At 61.3% G+C, this 20,302-nt stretch carries 21 protein-coding genes and 1 pseudogene; 12 read left to right on the top strand and 10 right to left on the bottom strand.

Translation table 11 applies throughout. The features are described 5' to 3' along the window. The first annotated feature begins 40 nt into the window (after window positions 1–40). The 6 genes from ACTJKX_RS09470 to ACTJKX_RS09445 all read left to right on the top strand — a co-directional run bounded on the left by ACTJKX_RS09470 (window position 41) and on the right by ACTJKX_RS09445 (window position 4,956). On the top strand, window positions 41–949 hold the full coding sequence (locus ACTJKX_RS09470) for a LysR substrate-binding domain-containing protein (RefSeq protein ID WP_311937257.1): 909 nt from the start codon (window positions 41–43) through the stop codon (window positions 947–949). A gap of 195 nt (window positions 950–1,144) precedes the next feature. After that, on the top strand, window positions 1,145–1,732 hold the full coding sequence (locus ACTJKX_RS09465; protein ID WP_367624818.1) for a TetR/AcrR family transcriptional regulator: 588 nt from the start codon (window positions 1,145–1,147) through the stop codon (window positions 1,730–1,732). A gap of 76 nt (window positions 1,733–1,808) precedes the next feature. Further along, window positions 1,809–2,438, top strand: coding sequence for a hypothetical protein (locus tag ACTJKX_RS09460; RefSeq protein WP_394311626.1), 630 nt, complete (start codon window positions 1,809–1,811; stop codon window positions 2,436–2,438). 106 nt (window positions 2,439–2,544) lie between these two features. Beyond that, window positions 2,545–3,399: a cytochrome b/b6 domain-containing protein gene (locus ACTJKX_RS09455; protein WP_440725104.1), complete on the top strand. Its 855-nt coding sequence runs from the start codon at window positions 2,545–2,547 to the stop codon at window positions 3,397–3,399. After that, window positions 3,396–4,172, top strand: a complete 777-nt coding sequence (locus ACTJKX_RS09450) for a molybdopterin-binding protein (RefSeq protein WP_367624816.1) — start codon at window positions 3,396–3,398, stop codon at window positions 4,170–4,172. Before ACTJKX_RS09455 ends, ACTJKX_RS09450 begins: the two co-directional genes overlap by 4 nt. A gap of 208 nt (window positions 4,173–4,380) precedes the next feature. Continuing rightward, a complete protein-coding gene (locus ACTJKX_RS09445; RefSeq protein WP_440725103.1) occupies window positions 4,381–4,956 on the top strand; it encodes a DUF308 domain-containing protein in 576 nt (191 codons plus the stop codon). 423 nt (window positions 4,957–5,379) lie between these two features. Here ACTJKX_RS09445 and ACTJKX_RS09440 read toward each other — a convergent pair whose 3' ends face one another. The 5 genes from ACTJKX_RS09440 to ACTJKX_RS09420 all read right to left on the bottom strand — a co-directional run bounded on the left by ACTJKX_RS09440 (window position 5,380) and on the right by ACTJKX_RS09420 (window position 9,262). Continuing rightward, entirely contained in the window at window positions 5,380–6,129 is a 750-nt protein-coding gene (locus tag ACTJKX_RS09440) for an SDR family oxidoreductase (RefSeq protein WP_440725102.1), read from the bottom strand. A 159-nt stretch (window positions 6,130–6,288) separates the two neighbouring features. Further along, window positions 6,289–7,206 (bottom strand): helix-turn-helix domain-containing protein, encoded by a 918-nt coding sequence (locus tag ACTJKX_RS09435; protein ID WP_440725168.1) that lies wholly within the window; start codon window positions 7,204–7,206, stop codon window positions 6,289–6,291. Window positions 7,207–7,898: 692 nt separating this feature from the next. Then, the gene (locus ACTJKX_RS09430) at window positions 7,899–8,399 is read right to left on the bottom strand and encodes a hypothetical protein (RefSeq protein WP_440725101.1); all 501 of its coding nucleotides are present in this window, start codon (window positions 8,397–8,399) and stop codon (window positions 7,899–7,901) included. A 113-nt stretch (window positions 8,400–8,512) separates the two neighbouring features. Continuing rightward, complete coding sequence (locus ACTJKX_RS09425; RefSeq protein ID WP_440725100.1) at window positions 8,513–8,785, bottom strand: hypothetical protein; 273 nt, start codon at window positions 8,783–8,785, stop codon at window positions 8,513–8,515. Between the two features lie 27 nt (window positions 8,786–8,812). Next, complete coding sequence (locus tag ACTJKX_RS09420) at window positions 8,813–9,262, bottom strand: helix-turn-helix domain-containing protein (RefSeq protein ID WP_440725099.1); 450 nt, start codon at window positions 9,260–9,262, stop codon at window positions 8,813–8,815. Between the two features lie 36 nt (window positions 9,263–9,298). Here ACTJKX_RS09420 and ACTJKX_RS09415 point away from each other — a divergent pair, with 36 nt between their 5' ends. Genes ACTJKX_RS09415 through ACTJKX_RS09400 form a run of 4 tightly spaced genes read left to right on the top strand, consistent with a single transcriptional unit; the run spans window position 9,299 to window position 12,100 of the window. Continuing rightward, entirely contained in the window at window positions 9,299–9,583 is a 285-nt protein-coding gene (locus ACTJKX_RS09415) for a helix-turn-helix domain-containing protein (RefSeq protein WP_440725098.1), read from the top strand. Window positions 9,584–9,636: 53 nt separating this feature from the next. Further along, the gene (locus ACTJKX_RS09410) at window positions 9,637–10,473 is read left to right on the top strand and encodes a ParB/RepB/Spo0J family partition protein (RefSeq protein ID WP_440725097.1); all 837 of its coding nucleotides are present in this window, start codon (window positions 9,637–9,639) and stop codon (window positions 10,471–10,473) included. A gap of 2 nt (window positions 10,474–10,475) precedes the next feature. Next, window positions 10,476–10,973 (top strand): hypothetical protein, encoded by a 498-nt coding sequence (locus ACTJKX_RS09405; protein WP_440725096.1) that lies wholly within the window; start codon window positions 10,476–10,478, stop codon window positions 10,971–10,973. Next, window positions 10,970–12,100: a DNA-binding domain-containing protein gene (locus ACTJKX_RS09400; protein WP_440725095.1), complete on the top strand. Its 1,131-nt coding sequence runs from the start codon at window positions 10,970–10,972 to the stop codon at window positions 12,098–12,100. Before ACTJKX_RS09405 ends, ACTJKX_RS09400 begins: the two co-directional genes overlap by 4 nt. Here ACTJKX_RS09400 and ACTJKX_RS09395 read toward each other — a convergent pair. The 5 genes and pseudogenes from ACTJKX_RS09395 to ACTJKX_RS09375 all read right to left on the bottom strand — a co-directional run. After that, window positions 12,078–12,257: pseudogene (locus tag ACTJKX_RS09395) on the bottom strand (aspartate racemase); the annotation flags it as partial. The gene ACTJKX_RS09400 and the pseudogene ACTJKX_RS09395 overlap by 23 nt on opposite strands. A gap of 537 nt (window positions 12,258–12,794) precedes the next feature. Continuing rightward, entirely contained in the window at window positions 12,795–13,829 is a 1,035-nt protein-coding gene (locus tag ACTJKX_RS09390; RefSeq protein WP_440725094.1) for an ABC transporter permease, read from the bottom strand. An 11-nt stretch (window positions 13,830–13,840) separates the two neighbouring features. Beyond that, window positions 13,841–14,827, bottom strand: coding sequence for an ABC transporter permease (locus ACTJKX_RS09385; protein ID WP_367624812.1), 987 nt, complete (start codon window positions 14,825–14,827; stop codon window positions 13,841–13,843). Window positions 14,828–14,834: 7 nt separating this feature from the next. Further along, a complete protein-coding gene (locus ACTJKX_RS09380) occupies window positions 14,835–16,331 on the bottom strand; it encodes a sugar ABC transporter ATP-binding protein (protein ID WP_440725093.1) in 1,497 nt (498 codons plus the stop codon). 105 nt (window positions 16,332–16,436) lie between these two features. Then, on the bottom strand, window positions 16,437–17,441 hold the full coding sequence (locus tag ACTJKX_RS09375) for a substrate-binding domain-containing protein (protein ID WP_440725092.1): 1,005 nt from the start codon (window positions 17,439–17,441) through the stop codon (window positions 16,437–16,439). A gap of 197 nt (window positions 17,442–17,638) precedes the next feature. On the opposite strand from ACTJKX_RS09375, the gene ACTJKX_RS09370 reads away from it, so the two are divergent. Both ACTJKX_RS09370 and ACTJKX_RS09365 read left to right on the top strand, forming a co-directional pair. Beyond that, a complete protein-coding gene (locus ACTJKX_RS09370) occupies window positions 17,639–18,532 on the top strand; it encodes a MurR/RpiR family transcriptional regulator (protein ID WP_394311611.1) in 894 nt (297 codons plus the stop codon). 11 nt (window positions 18,533–18,543) lie between these two features. Continuing rightward, a complete protein-coding gene (locus ACTJKX_RS09365; protein ID WP_440725091.1) occupies window positions 18,544–20,220 on the top strand; it encodes an alcohol dehydrogenase catalytic domain-containing protein in 1,677 nt (558 codons plus the stop codon). Window positions 20,221–20,302: the final 82 nt, after the last annotated feature.

The following is a 20,302-nucleotide window of genomic DNA, read 5'->3' as shown; positions in this document are numbered from 1 at the left end:
TTGACATTGCCGACAGGGACCTTGAACCGACGGGGGTAAATTGGAGCATAAGATCGACGCCAATCGCCTGCCTCCCCTGCAGACGCTTCAAACCTTCGCCGTGGTCGCGGCAACTGGCAGCTTTACACTGGCAGCAGAGCAACTGAACTTGAGCCAAAGTGCGATCAGCCGGCAGATCCAGCAGTTGGAACACTATTTCAGCTGCAGCCTGTTCGAGCGGCATACGCGCAAGGTCGTCGTGTCGGCGCAGGGACAGGCGCTGCTGCCTATCGTCGAAAGCCTGATCCTGTCGTTCAAGAACTCTTTCGAAGCCTTGCGGGCCCAGTCACGGACATTGACGGTGCGCATGACGCCGACCTTCGCGCGGAGGTGGCTGCTTCCAAGGCTTCCGCTTCTCAAGCAGGCTCATCCGGACCTGAGTATCAGCATCGACACGGCCTGGTTTATCAGGCCGACCTTCGGGTTGGGGGATGTCGACATGGTGATAACCTATGGCAATGGCACGTCTCCAGGCATGGATGTCATTCCCCTCCTGGAAGAACGCCTGACGCCGATGTGCGCGCCGAGCGTGGCCGCCGCGCTCGGGTCGCCAGCCAATCTGCACAACCTGTCGCAGTTCACCTTGTTGCATTCGAACGTGCGCCATAGCGATTGGGTTCTCTGGCTGCGGGCGGAGGAGCAATATAATTTCAAGGCCTTCAGCCACCAGGTTTTCGATACCCATGATTTTGCCCTTACTGCCGCCGCTGCCGGCTTGGGTGTCGTCACGGGAGATCTGGGCATGGCAGTGGAGGATCTCAGGCGTGGCGATCTGGTGACACCCTTCGATCGGGTCGTGTCGAGCGGCTACGGCTACTTTGCCTTCTATCCGGCCCAGGAGGACGCCAGAAGGAAGGTTGCGGACTTCGCCGATTGGCTGCGTAAAGCCTGCGCCAGCTTCCAGGACTAGTGCCGGCTCTGCCGCAGTGGCGATGTGAAGTCGCGACAAGGCTACGTGTTTAGTCCCGGCATTTGGTGGATTTGAAACAGGGTGGAAGGCCTTGCGGGTCATTTGCGATGCCGGGGCCGAGCGTGTTCAGCTATGAAGCAGGTGGAAAATAGATTTACGCTTGACGGCCTCCCTACTAAAAGGTAGATAAGTCCCATGAGCAATCTCTCGACGACGTCTGACGATATCCTGGCCTCTGCGCGCTCCCTCGTCATGAATGGGGGGTATAACGGTTTCAGCTACGCCGACATCGCTGAAGTCGTTGGGATCCGCAAGGCCAGTATTCATCACCATTTTCCAAGCAAGGTGGACTTGGTTCGCACGCTCGTGCGGCGATATCGCGAAGAAGCCGAGTCGGGTTTGGCGGGGCTTGAGCGGAATGTGCGCAGCCCTGTCGAACTCCTCAATGCCTATGCGGGCTTCTGGGCCAAGTGCATTGAGGATGCGAGCATTCCTTTTTGCGTTTGCGCTCTGCTCGCCAGCGAGTTGCCGGCGCTGCCCCCGGAAGTGGCGGTGGAAGTGAGGGCCTTTTTCCGGTTTCTATCGGGTTGGCTGACGTCAGTCTTGGAGCGTGGCTCGAATGAGGGTGTCTTGAAGCTGTCAAGCGAGCCGCGGATCGAGGCTGAGGCGTTCATGGCGTCCGTGCATGGAGCCATGCTTTCAGCGCGCGCTTACGGGACCCCGGACGTGTTCGCCACCATTCTGGCGCCCACCTTGGAGCGGCTGTCGTCGCCTGCTGCTTGACAACGCTCGGGGCGGAATAGTCTGCCCCGCGCAGAAATTATATCCAATAAACTACCAACTAGTAGGAAGTTATTCAATGATCAAGAACTTTTTCCCGGCGCTCGCCCTTGGCCTGGCGGCTCTCTCCTCGGCGGCTGTGCTGGCATCGCCTGTGCATGCCGAAGATAAGAAGGCAGGGCAGATCCATGTCCGGGGCAGCATCCTCAATTACAGTGGGTCTATCCTCAAGGTAAAGACCCGCGAAGGAGAGACACTCGATGTGGCCCTTGCTGATGGCTGGAAAGTATCCAGCGTGGCGAATGCAAAGGTAACCGACATCAAGCCCGGCGATTTCGTCGGTATTGCATCGCTGCCCAAGAAGGGCGGTGGTGACGGCGCGCTGGAGGTGCTCATCTTCCCGCCAGCACTCAAAGGCACAGGAGAGGGCAGCTACGGCTGGGACCTCAAGCCCAACAGCAGCATGACCAATGCTACCGTGGCGGATGCGGTCAAAGGTGTCGATGGCCGGACGGTCACGGTGTCCTATCATGGCAAGGAAAAGAAGATTTCCATTCCAGACGGCACGCCGATCGTGACCTTTGCGCCGGCGACCGCGGACGATCTCGTTCCCGGCGCTGTCGTCTTCGTACCTGCCGAGAAGGCTGGAACCGGCACTATCGCCCATCAGGTTCTTGTCGGAAAGAATGGCGTAGTTCCGCCCATGTGAAGCGCCTCGCCGCCGATCGACCCGGTTGCCCAACCGGTTCGATCGGCGCGCCTGAAAATGCCGCCTGACCCGAGACCCATGAATGCCAAGAACCGAGGGCGTCTTCATGAACGGAAATGCCAGCAATGATAACGCCCGATATCGGCGAACGGTGTTCATCCGCCGTCACTCCCTCAGCACGCGGCTCACGCATTGGCTGAACGCGCTGTGCCTGAGTTTCCTCCTCTTGAGTGGACTTCAGATCTTCAATGCTCATCCCGAATTGTACTGGGGCCATTATGGGGGAGACGGGGATCGTGCCGTCCTGACCATCGGTTCGGAGGGCGAGGGCGCCCAGACACGCGGTTTTGTGCGTGTCGCCGGCATGCAGTTTGCGACGACCGGGGTTCTGGGGGTGTCGGACCTGGAAGGCGAGCCGATATCGCGGGCTTTCCCGCCATGGGCCACGATACCTTCGTTTCAGGATCTGGCGGCTGGAAGGCGCTGGCATTTCTTCTTTGCCTGGCTGTTTCTCCTCAACGGCATCTTTTACCTCGGCTTCAGTGTCTTGAGCGGCCACTTCAGGCGAGACCTGGCACCGACGACGCGAGAACTTTCACCGCGCCATCTGTGGCGCGAAGTCCTTGATCACGCCCGCCTTCGCTTCCCCGAGGGCGAAGACGCAAGACGGTATAACGCGCTGCAAAAGCTCACCTATCTCGCCGTGATTGTCGTTCTGCTGCCCCTGATGGTCCTTACCGGCCTGACCATGTCGCCCGGCATCGACGCAGCTTTTCCCGCGCTGGTCGACCTCTTTGGCGGGCGCCAATCCGCCCGAACCATCCACTTCATCACGGCATCTCTTCTGGTGCTGTTCGTCATCGTCCACATCGTGATGGTCGCGCTGTCGGGCGCCTGGAACAATCTTCGCTCGATGATCACTGGCCGCTACGCCATTCACGAAAAGAGTCCCAAATCATGAGCCAACTTCTCACCCGTCGCCGGTTCCTGATTGGCAGCATGCTTGGAGCCAGTGTCCTGGCTCTTCCCGGCTGTGACGCGTTGGAGCAAAATGCCGATATTGGTGCCGTCCTGCGTTCAGCGGAGAAGCTGACGATGAAGGCTCAACGGCTGCTTCAGGGGCATGATGCCTTGGCGCGTGAATTTGCCGAGAGCGATATTTCGCCCTCTTTCCGCGTCAATGGCACCAATGCTCCCGACAGCGACGAATATGTGGAACTGGCGGAGGGTAAGTTCCAGGGCTGGAGACTGAAGATAGGCGGCTTGGTGGAGCGACCCCAGGAGATATCGCTCGCGGACCTCAAAAAGCTCCCGGCGCGCACTCAGATCACCCGCCATGACTGCGTCGAAGGTTGGAGCGCCATCGGCAAGTGGACGGGTGTTCCGCTCCTGAGCCTCCTGCGCTTGGCCGGCCTGAAGCCCACGGCGCGCTACGTGGTCTTCCATTGTGCCGACGAGCTCGAGAAGACGCTCGATGGAAGTGGCCGGTACTATGAGAGCATCGATCTCATCGACGCGTTTCACCCGCAGACTATCCTTGCCTATCAAATGAATGGGCAGGACCTGAGCATAGGCCATGGCGCCCCGCTGCGCCTGAGGGTCGAACGCCAATTGGGTTACAAGCAGGCGAAATACATCATGCGCATCGAACTCGTCGACAGCTTTGCCGGCCTATGGGGCGGAAACGGCGGCTATTGGGAGGATCGAGGATACGAGTGGTACGCGGGGATCTAATCCATGCGCGCTCCGAGTCCGGCGAATGTTCTCTTCGCTTCGGTGCGACCCATGTGCGTTGCCGGCAAATGAGCCCTCGAGATCAGAAATGAGAGCAGCGATAGGGCGCGGGGACCAGCCTCCCCGATCAAGCCGATCGACAGGGCATTTCAGCACGCTGACATCGACCAACAAACCAAACTTTTTCAACACTTCATAGGAAACTATCATGCCTACCGATCAAAAGAGCTTAGCGGCGAGCGACAAGGACCATTGGTTGAAGCGATATTATTTCGCCCGAGCCGTGTTTTCTGGAATCTGGGTTGCAGCGGCATTGACCGCCGGTCGCCATTCTTTTCCCGTCGCGACGGCCCTGCTCATCCTATATCCGGCCTGGGACGCAGCGGCCAACTTCGTCGACGCAGCACGAAACGGCGGCTTGGCAAATAACCGGAGCCAAGCGATCAACGTGGCCGTCAGTTCGGTGATGATCGCTGTCGTGATTATTGCGCTCACGATGAGCATGAATTGGGTTCTCGGCGTCTTTGGTCTCTGGGCTATCTTTTCGGGTCTCCTGCAACTGGGCACGGCGCTTCGCCGCTGGAAGACGCGTGGTGGCCAGTGGGCCATGATCCTGAGCGGCGGTCAGTCTGCCGTGGCAGGTGCCTTCTTCATCGCTCAGGCGCGAATGCCGGAACTGCCGTCGATTGCCGACATTGCAGGATATGCGGGCCTCGGCGCCTTCTATTTCCTGGTTTCCGCTCTATGGCTCAGCTTCAGCGAGATGCGTCGTGCAAGAGCATAGTGCGACCTGTCGCCCGACTATTGTGGGCGATACGAGCTTCGCACGCAAAATCACGGCTCTGACAGATCAGCGCCGATTAGCGTCCTGTCAGTGCACCGGGAGAGGCCGCAGGCGGAGCACGGCGATGCCTGAGCATCTCGCGACGAAATCAGGTCGCCGTGCGCCAGTCGATCGGCGCGGAGCGTCTGTCGTCAGCCCCATCCTATCATCCGATGGTCATTTCGGTAGACAGTCGGCGTTGCCTCCAAAGGAGGTGAACGACTATGATAGGCAATCGACAAAAATGCATGTTGTTGACCTTGCTCTGGCCTCGATCGCCGAGTGATGCCGGATGCGCAGGCTGAGCCTCGCGCATCTTCCTTTTCTTGCTTGTGACGGTTGGCGTGAATGCTATGGGGTGACCGGCGATCGTCGGCAAGGCGCCTACCAGCCCTGCTCGATTGGCAGAACGAAGAGTTCCGCAACGTTGACATGGGCCGGTGCCTGGGCCACAAACAGAATGGTCTCGGCGACGTCTTCGCCCTGCAGGAAGGTCATCTGCTTGGCAAGGTCCTCCATCTGCTGGCGGTAGCCGGCGTCTGTGATCTGGTCATAGAGCTCGGTGGCGACGGCGCCGGGCTGGATGCAGGTGACGCGGATGTTGTGCTTTTGCCCGACCTCCATGCGCAGGCCGTCGGAGAAGGCGGTCACCGCGTGCTTGGTGGCGCAATAGACGGAGAGCCCCTTGAAGACCTTGCGGCCGGCGATCGAGGACGTATTGAAGATGTGCCCCGAATGCTGCTCGATCATCTGCGGCAGCACCGCCGCCGTCGTATTGAGCAGGCCCCCGACATTGACCTCGACCATGCGGTGCCATTCGGCGGTCTTGAACTGGTCGATATCCGAGAGTGGCATCAGTCCTGCATTGTTGAAGAGAATGTCGATCGAACCGTAGGCTTCGACCAGCATCTTGACGCCGGCCGCGACGGAGGCCGGATCGACCACGTCCATCGGGATGACGAGAGCTTCGCCGCCCTCCTTGGCGATGTCGGCTTTCAGCGCTTCGAGGCGATCGGTCCGCCTGGCGGCGATGCCGACCTTGACACCTGCACCTGCGAGCTTGAGGGCCGTTGCCGCGCCAATACCGCTCGATGCGCCGGTGATCAGGGCGACCTTTCCACTGAGGTTGGTCATGACGTGTCTCCTTGTTGACTTCGAACCCGATCCGGGGAGCGGAAGGGCGTTCGCTTTCGGCAAGGAGGAATCTAGAAAACCTTGGCCTTTCTTTCTCCCGGCCCCTTGCGGAGGCTGTCGGGATCTTGCTCGTTTCTGACTTCTGACGAGCTTGGCGTCTCAGCCGCGACGGTAGTCGCTTGGCGACAGGCCCGTTTCACGACGGAAGATCTGCGCGAAATGGCTCGGACTGGAGTAGCCGACGGCCATGCCGATCTCGAGGATGCTGGAGTCGGTTTCCTGCAGCAATTGCTGCGCCTTGGCCACTCGCTGGCGAATGACGTAGAGCGAGGGAGAAAGGCCTGTCGCCCTCTTGAAAAGCCGACTGAAATGGAACTCGCTCATTCCCACCTCATGTGCCAGGCCGTTGAGATCAAATGGTTGATCGAGCCGGGCTGTCATCAAGGCAGTCGCCCGTCGCAGTTTCGAGCCAGGCAAGGCGTTTCTGACGCGCCTATCGGTATCTGCAACCGCATAATGGCGCGCCAGATGCACAGCCAGGCCCTGGGCCAGGCCTTCAACAAACAGCGAGCTTGCTTTTTCTGCCATCGCCAGTTCGCCATGAAGGAGGCTCAGGATATGCGAGAGCGTGGTGTCGCTGCCCCCGGAGACGTCCTTCACGGTGACGTCACTGCAGGCTTTTCCGAGAATCCCTCGCACGACCCTCTCGAAGAGTGGAACCGAGAGATAGAGGTGCATCACCTGAAAGGGTTGATCGCCATCGGCCTGCCATTGCAGTTCATAGGGAGTGGGTGACCTCGTCAGGAAGAAATCGCCCACGCTCACGCGACTCGTGGCCCATTCACCGCCAAGATCCCGTTCTGCGACGGTGGCGCTGCCCGACACGACCCAAACGATCAGTGGCTCGGCGACGGCAGGAACGAGGAAAGAGTGTTGCGTGCGATTGCGCGAGAAGACCTGCACGAAAACGTCTTTCCACGCCGGTCCGTCGCCGGTGATCAACCTGATACCGCTGATGTGGTTTTCGAGCCCGATTGGAGCACGGGAACGCTTCCTCCGGTAGTCGAGCTCGGGTATCTCGCTATAAAAAACTCAAGCTCACAACGCAGCTTCGCATCAGGAATGGCGCGATCGAAAATCAGACCGCCAGGCGCGAAGGCCGATCGTGTTGCAATGCGATTTTAGAGCCGGTCACGGGACCAGTATGTCCCGATATCCGGAACGCGATCGAGCTTGTCGATGAGAAGCGCAAGGTCCTGACCTCTCAAAGCACTGAAATCGGACACTTGAAACTGGAGTAGGCGGGATCATCCGGGATTGCCCGGGATCAGCAGGGAAAGGGCCAGAAAACAAGGGCTTGGCGGGATTCTGGCGTGTCTAATTGGCGAAGCGCGCTAGACACTTGAAATTGGAGTAGCACGAATTCCGGACACTTGAAACTGGAGTGGACTGACTCTCAAACCCGGGCTTTGAACAGCCTTCAAAAACGCTTCAAGAGCTTGATAAAACACAGGTTAAGGTAGGCGACGTCGGCGGCGCATCTGTGACAGACCGAGCGTGATGCCCGCTCTTTGGGGCTAAGAACTGGGTTCTATGGCCCCTCAGCACCTAAACAGGAAATCAGCTGGAAAAATCAAGGCGTTAGGCGGGATAGGGCGCCGGCCCGGCATGGTGGGGAACTCCGGCAGTTTGCAGAGGGCGTTCCAAGTCACCTAAAGGGTGTCGAGGCAGGTGCCCGCCGCGCCCAAGATAGCGGCGACACACTGGCGTCAATCCGGCTGTTCCAGGGTGAAGAAGCGCACGCCATTGGAGGCCCCGAATTTCACGTCATAGCCATTGATGGTTTGCTTCGTGCGCGGCTGGAGTTTTCCGGCCGCCATCTGCTGGCTCACACTCTCGGCGCGTTCAATAAGTAGACGTTGTTGATATGAAAGCGCCTGTCGCCAGTCATCGAATGCGCCAATGCCGACGATCGCGGCCGTCTGTAGCGACCCGAAGTCTAGACTCGCTCCCTTGCTCACCTCCCGGGTAGTCGAGAACATCAACACTCGTCCCTCACTGCAGAGGTAGAAGGCGTCGACGTCAGGTAGGTTCGTGATGGCGACAACACCATCACGCCCCTTCCACTGTAAGGGCGGCCAGTTGACCTCCGCTGCTCTGGCGGCGGCTTCTAATCGAGCTTGAAAATCAATGCATTTGACGGGCGCGGCTACCGCTGTACCGGCAGCCCCCGCCAGAATTAACGCAACACCGACAACTTGACACCGCATCGTGGACCCCGATTTTTAGTTTAAGCGGAAGCTATTCCGCGATTTTTACATTACCACGGCGATAAAGTGTGCACAGGCTGTCGAACGCGCCCGTGACATGACCGTTGCTCCGATCACACCGAGCCCGGTTCGAACCTATCCAAAATCCGAACCAACAAGTCTTTCAGGTCGGTGCCGCCATCCCGCGGATCCGAAACTTGATTGAAGACGATCACCGAGTTTTGAATGATTGTGTCACCAAGTCTAGCAGCTCTTTTGGGCGGGCGGCCGGACCGTTTGCCCTTCGTCAGCTCCCGTCCCCGTCCATTTAACTCCCGGCTATTGTCCAATAATTTCTTTCTAACTTCATCAAAACGATCATTTTTCTTCGAACCGTCGCTAGACAAGATACGCCCCACCAAGAATGCACGATATCAGCCCACGAGACGCAGTAGTTTGTTGATCTGCTGTGGAAGGGGCGTGCTCCCCCGCGTATCTTCCAACATTAAAGAATAAATTTCGGTAACGATCTCGGCCTTCTTATTAGGGCTCATTTCCCGCCGGGTATTATTCAACCAGTCTTCGACAAGTGTTACGGCGCCTGCAAGGGTAGAAACGTCCAGAGATTGTTTCGCCTTGGTAATAGGTCCGGCACCCGCGTGCATTTCGCCAATTCCGAGCACCAGCCAATAGACATTCACACCTAGGGCGATCGCGATTTTGCAGGCGGCGTCCGCCGCGGGCATGAGCCCTTTTTTTCGATAGTTCGACAGGGTCGAGGCAGGGATGCCTGTCTGTTCATGCAGCCACTTGCCCGTGCGCGATCCCATGGCCGCAACAAGGCGCTCCGCGAACTTGACATTCGATGAGTCGAAATCTAACATTCGATAAATCGAATTATTCGGTTAATCGGATTCGGCATGGACCGTCATGACATTCTCGCTGCAGTGAGGCGCGCCGGGCACACTCTACGCACCGTCGCGACTACCGCAGGACTCTCACCAGGGGCCTGCTCCAAGGCCCTCTCGGCTCCTTTTCCTGCTGCAGAACGCGCGCTCGCCGAGTGCATCGGAAAGCCTCTCCATCTCCTTTTTCCCGACCGCTACCGGCGCGGGCCGGGCGGAGCCTCAATTCGACTTGTCGAACGCTTGGAACCTAGCACGGCCCAGGCTCGCAGGAACAGTCCAAACCGCAAGGCCGCTTAGACACGGCTCCTGCACGTGAACCTCCCCGCATTGTTTGATCTGAAAGCCTTGGAATGCCCGAAAGTACAGTGCTTCAAATCCCCCTCGCAAAAATCAGCCTCGGCGACCGCCTGCGCCCGGTCGATCCAACCCAGGCTGCGTCTCGTGCCGAAAGCATGGCCGAACAAGGTCAACTCCAACCGATCATGGTGCGCCCCGAGGGTGACGGCTACGTCGTCGTAGTGGGTGGCCACCGCTTCGTGGCTGCCCAGCAACTCGGATGGGAGACCATCCGCGCCGAGATCCGCGCAGATCTCAACCCATTGACGGCACGGCTGGCCGAGATCGACGAGAACCTGGAGCGTGACGAGCTCAGCGCGATCGACAAGGCCATTTTCGTTGCGGAGCGCAAACGGGTTTGGGAGCAGCTCAACCCTTCCGCCGCACATGGCGGAGACCGCAAATCATTGAAATCAAAGGGTGATATCAAGTCGCCAGAATGGCGACTTGATCGCTACACGCTGGAGGCTGCGGAAAAGACCGGGATATCCGAGCGTGTGTTGCAGCGCGTCGCCTTCATTGGCTCCCACCTCGCCCCCGAGCTCATCCCCCTCATCCGCCAGACCTATCTTGCTACCCATCAGGGCGACCTCGAAAAGCTCTCCCGCATGCCGCCCGATGAGCAGCGTAAGGCGCTGGAACGATTGGCTTCCGGTGAATGCAAGACGCTGCCGGGTGCCCTCGGCCGTACCGAGCGCGATCCTGAGGACGTTATCGTCGAGCGCTTCGTCGCCTTGTGGGGCAAAGCGCCCGCAAAGGCCCGCCGGCGAATGCTCTCGTTCGCCAACGTTACCTCCAAGGAAATCGACCGCATCGTCAATCCCCGCGGCGTCCAGGCTGAGGTGGCCTGACGATGGCACGTCGCGGCACCAAACAGAGCGAGACTGCGGAGGGACAGGGCAACCTGTTTGCCTATGCCGAGCAGCTCTATCCGGTGCGCCGGCCCGAGGGCCAGCTGCGCAGCGCCGACCTGTCGCTGCGCATCAAGATGTCCATGGGACGCGCATTGCGCGAAAGCCCGAAGTCGATCGAGCAGATCGCCGGTGAAATTTCGCAGCTCACCGGCCGGACGCTCACTGTCGATGCCCTTTACGCCTACACGGCGCCCTCGAAGCCCGAGCACGAAATCGGGATTACCCGCTTCATCGCCTTCGTGCAGGCCACCGGTGCGAACTGGGTTTTTGACGAACTGGCGGAACCGCTCGGCCTGGTCGTCCTCGAAGGACGCGAGGCCCACTTCGCCCAGCGCGGCCTGCTCGAACAGCGGCGCCGGGAGCTGGATGAGCAGATCAAGAAACTCGACCGCGAAATGCGCGACGCCCCGGTTTCGGTGGCGCGGAGGCGTCTATGACAGAATGGTTCAGACCGTCCGATTTTATTGAAGCCTCGGCCGGCGAAATCCCGACGGATGTCGACGCCTTCTCGCGCTACGCGGCTAAGAACGGCTGGAGGGCCGACCGTCGCCGTGGACGGGTCTCGACCGAGCCGGGCGGCGGCTGGGAATACCACTATACATTGGCGCCGATCGAGGTGCAGGCCCGCCTCACGGCACCCGCCGATCGGCCCGTCGCTCAGGCTCCCTCAAAGCCGATTTGGCAGCTCTTTGAACGTCTCTCGAATTCCGCGAAACAAGAGGCCGCAGAGCGGCTGGCAGCCGTCGATCAGGTCGAGAAGCTGTCGATTTCCTCGACCAGAACAGCTGCCGTAGCCATCGTCGCCGCAGAACGTAGCGTGTCGCAGTCGACCCTTTATGGCTGGCTCAAGCTCGCGGCCAAGGTCGATCGAGCCGACCGTCTCGCGGCGCTGGCACCGCAGCGCCAGGGCCGCACCGCCACCGCGGAGTGTGATCCGCGTGCCTGGGATTACGTCGTCGCCGAATATATGCGGGCGGAATGCCCGCGCTTCGAGGCGATCTTTCGTCGCCTGCAGGATGTTGCCGCCGAGGAAGGCTGGGGGCCGATACCCCATTCCAAGACCCTGAAACGGCGCATCGAGAAGGAGATTCCTGCAGCGGCCCGCGTCGCTGCCCGGAAAGGCTCGGATGTTCTCAAGCGGCTTTATCCCGCCCAGCAGCGCGATCGCCGGCATTTCGGCCCGCTGCAGGCCGTTACCATCGACGGCCATAAGCTGGACGTCTTCGTCGCGGTGCCCGGCCTGGACAAGCCCACCCGCGTGATCCTGGTTGCCCTGCAGGATCTCGGCACCGGCCTGATCGTCGGCTGGAACCTGGACCTGACGGAAACTCGGGATTCGGTCCGCCTCGCCATCGCGGACATGGTCGAGCGGTATGGTATCCCCGACGACATCTATCTCGACAATGGCCGCGGCTTCGCCTCGAAGCTGATCTCCGGCGGCCAGCCCAGCCGCTTCCGCTTCAAATACAAGGCTGATGAGCCGCTCGGCGTGCTCACCCAGCTTGGCATCCGCACCCATTGGACCACGCCCTATGGCGCCCAGCTTGATCCCATTGACCGTTGACTTGCAGCGTCTCGATCTCTGCGAAGTCGAGCGATCGGATCAAGAGTTGCGGAGAGTGCAAACCACCAAGGCGTTGCCGTGTGATCTCGCAGAGCCTGCGATAGTAGATCTGCGTCGATGCGGCAGACATTCCTCCCAATATGCCAATGATCTTCATGTGTTTTCCGAAAAAATCCGATTTATTACGAAATTCCATATATAATTTAGATATTTATATAAAATTATTCAATCATATCTCATCTCAATACCGCCACATGGGAACATATTATTGTTTCTGAGCCGTTTGCGCTCGGCTGTATTGGGCTTCCAAAGGCTTCGTGTCTTGAAGCGCGGTTTCCTGCGGTGGCACGCTTGTTCAACCACCACGCAGCAACCGATTTCAGGAATCAAGCCAGGCATGGCTGCGCGGCGGATCACCCATGGAAATTGCACTACAGCACGAAACCGCCTGTTTCCAACTCGTGATGCCAGGTCCGGTAAACATCGATAGGCTAAGAGGAAAAACGATGTAGGAGCAAATCCTGCTCGAGGCAATCACCGCGACGCGCAAGTCCCGTCCGGCGCAGGATTTATTGCGTTGAGGCCAGGCCTTGCCGCCGCATATTCAAATTGGCGCTTCGAGGTGCCCGCCGGTACGGCGCGTCGATGGCGCTGGAGTGCCGATGACCCCGGGGGGCTTGCTCTGACACAGGCGCTATCGCCCTGCCTTAAGGGATCTCGTGCCGAATATGGTCGCCCATGAGAGCCGCTGCTTTCGCAGGAGCATGATGGCATCGATCACCACCACGATCACGAGGACGAGACCGATCACCGAGCTTTGCCATTCGGAGGGGACCTCGAAGAGATTGAAGGCATTCGTCATCAGGCTGATGAAGCCCACACCCAGCATGGCCCCGATCAACGAGCCCTTGCCGCCGGCAATGCTGCCGCCCCCCACGAGGCAGGCGATGATGATGTTCATCTCCAGCCCGACGCCGAGATAGCGATTGGCCATGCCGATGCGGGCCGTGACCAGCACGCCGGCCAGCGATGCCATCAAGCCGGAAAAGACGAAGACGCCGATGCGCAGACGGGTGGCGTTGATGCCGATCATGCCGGCCGCTTCGGGATTGCCGCCGAGGAAATAGAGCCGCCGCCCAAGTATGGTACGGCGCAGGATGAACTCGCCGGCAATCACCAGCCCCAGCGCGAAGATGAACATGCCGTAGATCCCGAAAACCTGGCCGTTACCGAGCAAGGTGAAGGCGGCCGGAAATTCGGTGAAGCCGCCGAGGCCGGTACCGATCAGCATGACCTCGACCAGCCCGCGAACCATGTACATCATGCCGAGCGTGGCGATCAGGTGGTTGATCCTGAAGACCGCGACCAGAACGCCGTTGGCAAGCCCGATCACGGCACCGACCGCGAGGCCGCAGACGATGGCTCCGGCCATGCCGAAGCCGGCCGACAGCGCATAGGCCGTAACGATGCCGGACAGGCCCATGACCGCCCCGACCGACAGGTCGAACAGGCCGGTGATGAACAGCACCATCATGCCGATGGCGATGATCATGTTCGGTGCAAGGCTGGTCTGCAGCGAGTCGAGATTGTTGGCATTGAGGAAGGCCGATGCGCCCAAGGCCAGCAGCAGCACGAGTGCGGCGACCACGCCCAGCGTGATCGCCTCCTGCTCCAGTCGCCAGCGCTTCAGCAAGGGCATCGTCTCGGGGGTGGCGGAACGGGTGGCCATTTCTGTCTCCCTCAGACGCGATGACGGTTGAGAAGCGTGTCGATCGCGACGGTGGCGATCAGCAGGGCTCCCACGACGAATTGCTGGAAGACGGGTTCGATGTCGTACATCGCCATGCCGTTGATGATCACGGCGAGCAGGAAGAGGCCGAGCACCGATGCGGCAGCGTTGCCGCGCCCGCCATAGAGGCTGGCGCCGCCGAGGACCGCCGCAGTGATCATGCTGAATTCGAGCCCGACCCCCATGTTGGAATCGGCATGGGTGATGCGCGAGGCGGTGTAGATGCCGGCGATACCGGCCATCAGGCTCGATGCCACGAAGGCGAGCACCTTGATGCGGCCCGTGCGGATGCCGTAGATCGTCGCCGATTGCAGGTTTTCGCCGATGTAGCACATCTGCCGGAACAGCACGCTACGCCATTGGAAGAGCAGGGCGGCAATCACCAGGACGATCATGGCGATGATGGTGAGGTTGACGCCGAAGAAGGCCTGGCGGGCCAGGCTGCGAAATTCGCGCGGGAAGATGTTGCCGCGCAGCGTGGTGGTCATCACGCCGACGATGCCGCGCACGATCAGCATGGTGCCGATGGTCAGCATCAAGGAATTGATGCGAAAACGCACGACCAGGAAGCCGTTGACCAGGCCGACCAGGGCGGCGGCACCCAGGGCGAGTGCGATGGCGAGCGGCAGCGAGAGGCCCTGCAGCAGGAGATAACCCGATAGGACGCCGGAAAGGGCGTAGACCGCGCCGACGGAAAGATCGATCTCGCGCAGCACCATGACATAGGTGAAGGCGAGCACGACCAGCGCCTCGATCGAGACGGCGAAGGCGAGCGAATAAAGATTGCTCGCCGTCAGGAAATTCTCACGCGTGATGGCGAGAAAGGCGCAGAGCGCGAGGGTGATCACCAGGAGCGGGATCGTCCCGAGGCGGGCGCGCCGGCGGGCAGGGGCCGAGGGCGCAGCCGCGGCAAGCGGAGCTGTCTCTTGCTGGCTCATCCGATCCTCACTTGTTGCCGGCGGCCAGGGCCATGACCTGCTCTTCGGTCATCGCCGTGCCGGTGAGCCAGCCCGCGACCCTGCGGGCGCGCATCACCAGGATGCGGTCGGCGAGAAGCAGGATCTCGGGCAGCTCGGATGAAAACACCAGGAGGCTGCGCCCCTCGTCGGCCAGGCCGGTCAGCGCCCTGTACACATCCACCTTGGCGCCGACATCGATGCCGCGCGTGGGCTCGTTGACGATCATGATGGTGGGATCGCAGGACAGGCAGGCGCTCAGCATCACCTTCTGCTGATTGCCGCCGGAGAGCTCCTGGGGCGGTACATTGGTGCCGGCGACGCGGATGGCGAAACGCCGGATCGCTTCGCCGGCCCGCGCCACCAGGCTCCTTTCGTTCAGAAAGCCCAGACGCGCGAAACGGCGCAATACCGGTGCCGAAACATTGTCGGCAATGCTGCGCTGCATGAAGAGGCCGGCATCCTTGCGGTTGGCGTTGAGATAGGAGACACCCGCCGCCATCATGCGGCGGGGTTCGAGCGAGGCGACGGCCTTGCCGGAAATTTCCATCTGCCCGCCCTCGATAGGATCGAGGCCGAAGAGGGAGCGCGAGAGCTCCGCCGTGCCGGAGCCCTCGAGGCCGTAGACGCCGACGATCTCGCCGCGGCGCAGCGACAGGGAGACGTCCTCGAAACCATCCTGCCGCCTTGCCCCCTCGACCTTGAAGACGATTGGCTCCTCGCTTGCCCTGGCTGGGCGGTCGCGGTGATGCACTTCTGCCAGCTTGCGGCCCACCATGCGGTTGACGAGATCGCTTTCCTGCAGACCCTGGTTGTCGAGCGTCTCCACCACGGCGCCATCGCGCAGGACGGTGATGCGGTCGGAGATGCGCATGACGTCGCCGAGACGGTGGGAGACGAACAGGATCGTCTGTCCCTTGGCCCGGAGCCTGGCGAGCAGGTTCAGGAGGATGCCTGAATCATGCGTGTTGAGGCCGGAGGTCGGCTCGTCGAGGATGACGATCTTGCGCTCGACATTCACGGCCCGCAGGATCTCGATGATCTGGCGCTGGCTGGGTGTGAGCTCCAGCACGCGGGTGCGTGGATCGATGTCGAGCTCGAACATCGCCAGGAGTTCAGCCGTGCGCCGGTTCATTCCGGTGACGTCCACGAGACCGCCGCGCAGCGGCGGGCTGTCGACGAAGATATTCTCGGCCACCGTCATGTTTTCGAAGACGGCGAGTTCCTGGTGCACCATGGCAATGCCGTGCCTGGCGGCATTCGAGGGCAGGAACTCGGTGACGGTCTCGCCATCGATGATTACCGTGCCGGTCGTCGGGGTGACGTCGCCTTTGATGATCTTGAGAGTGGTGCTCTTGCCGGCACCGTTCTCGCCGAGGAGCGTGTGAATCTCGCCCCGTCGCACGGAGAAGCTGATGCCGCCGAGGGCCTTCACCGCACCGAACGACTTGGTGACATCCTTCAGCGAGAGGACGATGTCCGCCATGGCTGGCATTCCTGACTTGATGATCCGAAGCGGTCTTCGCGAAGGGCCTTCGCCCGCAGACGCACGCTCTGCAGGCGAAGGAGCGGGATCCTGCGAAGCCCGGGCCTATTTGAACTTCGGCATGTTGGCGGCCAGGAAGTACTGGATGTTGTCCTTATCGATCACCTGCGTTCCCATGTAGATATATTGCGGGAAGGGGATGACGCCGGCTGCCTTGTTGTCGCTGGAGATCGGCACGCTGGCGAGGCCGATCTTCTCGTCGTTGTAGGCTTCGAGCAGTTGGATCGCCATATAGGCCTGCAGTGCCGTCTTGTTGACGATGGTGGCATCGATGTCGCCGCTCTGGACGCATTCCAGGACCGGCGCCTCGCGATCGTGCACGATGACGGTGAGAGGCTTGATGTCCTTGTCGAGCTCCTCGGCCGCCAGGCAGATACCGGTCCCGGACGAGGAATCCAACCCGATGACGCCGGTCATGTCCTTATAGGTGTTGAACATGGTCTTGGCGGCGTCGATCGCGGTCTCGGTGGTCGCTTTGTCGTCGACGCGGCCGAGCAGCTCCCATTGCGAATTGGCCTTGAGGTAGTCCATCAGGCCCTTGAACTTGGCGTCCGTGTTGGAGGCTCCCCAATTGCCGGAGACCACCAGCTTGCCTGTCTTGCCCGCCCGCTTGATCAATTCCTTGGCCGTGTCCACGCCGGCCTCGTAATTGTCCAGGCCCACGAAGGTCAGGGCGCCGCTGTCGGGTGTTACCGCCTCGATCACCACCACCGGGATGCCCTGGCTCATGGCACGCTTGATCGCTGGCACGGCGCCAGGCTCCCACAGCGTGGTCACGATGCCGTCCGGCTTCTTGGCGATGGCCTGTTCTACCGCTTCGGCATGCGCTACCGGATCCCAGCTCTGCGGGCCGAGCGTGACGATGTTCACGCCGAATTTCTTGGCGGCATAGTCCATGCCAAGTAGAGAATCGAGAAGATAGGGGTGCCCCTGCAATTGGGAGGCGTAGTAATACGTCCTCTTATGCTCCTGAGCTGCGCTCTGGCCACTGAAAGTGGCGGCTGACAAGGCAAAGGCCGCTGCAGCCAGGCACGAATATAGTCTTTTCACGAGCTTTCTCCCTCACAATTTCTTGCCGCTTCCCACTTTGCGGGGAAGTTCGATAGGCCGAAACGCTAGCATCGGCGGACCTGGGTGTCTAGAAGGAAATTTCCTTGCAAGATACAAAGAAAGAAAGTTACTTTCATAAGCGAGGGCTCCGAATGATGCTAAGCAGAGCGCCCGACGAACGGTTTTGGGAGTGACCTGTGCAGGGACCGCAAACGGAGATTACGCGACGCATCAACGCTCTGCGCGGCGGGCTCAATCCAACCCTGAGGCGCATCGCCGATTTCGTGCTCGACAAGACGGCCGATGCCAAGGCCATGAGCATCAAGGAACTGGCCGAGGAAGCCGGTGTCTCCCAGTCCTCCGTCAGCCGTTTCGTGCGCCTGGTCGGTGCCGATTCCTATCAGGAGTTCCGCATCATGCTGGCCGAAGGGCTGACGCGCAAAGCGGCCCGGGGCAGGGCGGCCGAGCACGAAGTTTATGAAGGCATCGCGCCGGGGGACGATGCCGCCGCGATCATCGCCAAGGTATCGCGCCGCCAGGCCGAGATCATCACCGGCGCCACGATGACGCTGGATCCCGCCGAATTGCGGAAGGCGGCGCTCCTGGTTTCAGAACACCACACCATTGTGTTCTTCGCGGTCGGATCCTCGCTCCTTGCCGCGGAGAATGGCGTCATGCGTTTCCTGCGCATCGGCAAGGCCTGCATCTTCAACCGCGATGCCAATATCCAGATGTTCTCGGTGGCGGGCCTTGCCGGGCGCGCCGTCGCCATCGGCATCAGCGACAGCGGCCGCACCAAGAGTACTGTCGAAGCGCTGCGCGAGGCGAAGGCCCTGGGCATGCCCACCATCGCCATCACCTCTGCTGGCGGTTCGCCTCTCGCCAAGCAGGCCGACGCCGTACTGACCCTGCCAGGCGCCGCACCCGAACCGACGGGCGGCGAAGGCATGTATGAATCGATGGTCTCCAAGATGGCGCAGCTCACCGCCATGGATGCGCTCTACGCGCTGGTGGCCCTCCAGGATCACGAGAAGGCTCTCGAACGCCTCGATTACACCGATGGCGTCATCGCCAGAAGCCGATTGAAATAAGCGAGTATCCCATGCGCCGTACTGCCCTTTCCCAGAATGCCGTGCCCTCCGGCCTGCCGGCCCTCAACCGGAGCTGGCCCTTTGCCGGTGGCGGCATCCGCGATATCGGTATGGATGGGCGCTATGTCGATGAACCGCAGGCACCGGCCGGGCCGGACGAGGTGATTGCCCGCATTGATGCCGTCTGCATCTGCTCGTCGGACATCAAGATCATCCGCATGGGCAAGGCTCACCCCCTGTTTGCCGATCGCGACCTTGCCGACAGCCCTGCCGTGCTCGGCCACGAGATGGCGCTGACGATCGTCGATGCCGGGGCCAATTGGCGCGATCGGTTCCGGCCGGGGGACAGGCTCGGCCTGCAGCCGGCCATCATGGTCGAGGGCAGGCGCCGCACCGTCGGCATGGACCTGCCGGGTGCCTTCGCCGAATATATCCGCCTCGACGCGCGCGTGCTGGCAGGCGAAGGCCCCTATGTCTTTCCGGTGCCGGCCGATGTCAGCGCCGCCACCATCGCCATGCTGGAGCCCTATGCCTGCGTGGAGGCGGCCTATCGCCCCAATTGCCGCACGAGCCTGAAACCCGGCGGCCGCCTGCTGGTGGTGGAGGCGGTGTCGGGAACGCGCTTCGATCGACCGGCGCCGGACGGCGAGGTCGTTCTGGTCGGCGCCGGTGAGGCTGCGCGTGCCTGGGCGGGCGGCGCAGCTTCGGTGGCATGGCATGAGAGCCTGGATGCCTTTGCAGCCTCGGAAGCTGGACAGGCGAGCTATGACGACATCATCCTCGCCGGCCGCCTCGACGCGGAGGCGACAGCCCGGCTGGCGAACTGCCTTGCCAAGGGCGGCCTGATGGTCCTGGTCGGCTCAGAGTTGGGGCACGAGAGCGTCATCCTCGATGCCGCGCGCATCCACTATCACGAGCTCTCTTTTCTGGGCTCTCCCGGCCCCTCGCTGTCGGAAGCCTTCCTGCCGGCGCGCACACGCTTCGAACTGCGCGCGGGCGGCATAGCCCTTGTGCTGGGTGCGGGTGGCGCCATGGGCCGTATCCACACGCACCGCGCCCTGGAGCTGAAGGATGGGCCGGCGACCGTCATCGCCACCTCGCGCAAGGGCGCCCGCCTCAAGGCGCTGGAGGATGACTTCGCCCCGCTCGCCCGGCAGCATGGCAAGACGCTGGTGGTGATCGAGGACGGCGAGGTCGAAGCCTGCGTCGCTCGCCTGGCCCCCGAAGGCTGCGACGACGTGGTGGTGGTTGCACCGGAGGTCGCGGTGATCGAGCGCGGCGCCCGCCTGATGCGGGCCGATGGCATGCTCGTGCTGTTCGCCGGCATGCCTTTCGGCCAGCCTTGCGCTCTGCCGCTCGGGCTGGTCTCCAGCGCCAATGCACGCATCACCGGCTCTACCGGTTGCACGGTCGCGGACCAGCTTGCCGTCCTCGATCGCGTGGTGGAAGGTTCGCTTGAACTCTCGGGCAATCTGGAGGCGGTGGCGGGGCTCGGTGCCCTGCCGGATGCGCTCGAGGCGGTCAATGCCGGCAAGGTCTCGGGCAAGATCGCCATCTATCCCGCCTTGCTCGACCTGCCGGTAACGCCGGTGCGTGACCTGCGCCAGGACGACCAGCCGGTCCGCTGGTCGCTGGAGGACGAAAAACGCCTCTTCGACGGTGGCATATCCAACGCTTCGCAAGGCTGAGCCGATACGACTATCCACCGGCGCGAACGGGCCGGTGGCGCGACAATGGCGGGATGAAACTGCCAGGGCCAATTCAGGGAGA

The organism is Labrys sp. 22185 (genome assembly GCF_052045555.1).
Classification (GTDB): Bacteria; Pseudomonadota; Alphaproteobacteria; order Rhizobiales; family Labraceae; genus Labrys; species Labrys neptuniae.
The sequence above is the reverse complement of the archived record's forward strand: the minus strand, read 5'-3'. Positions and strand labels throughout refer to the sequence as shown.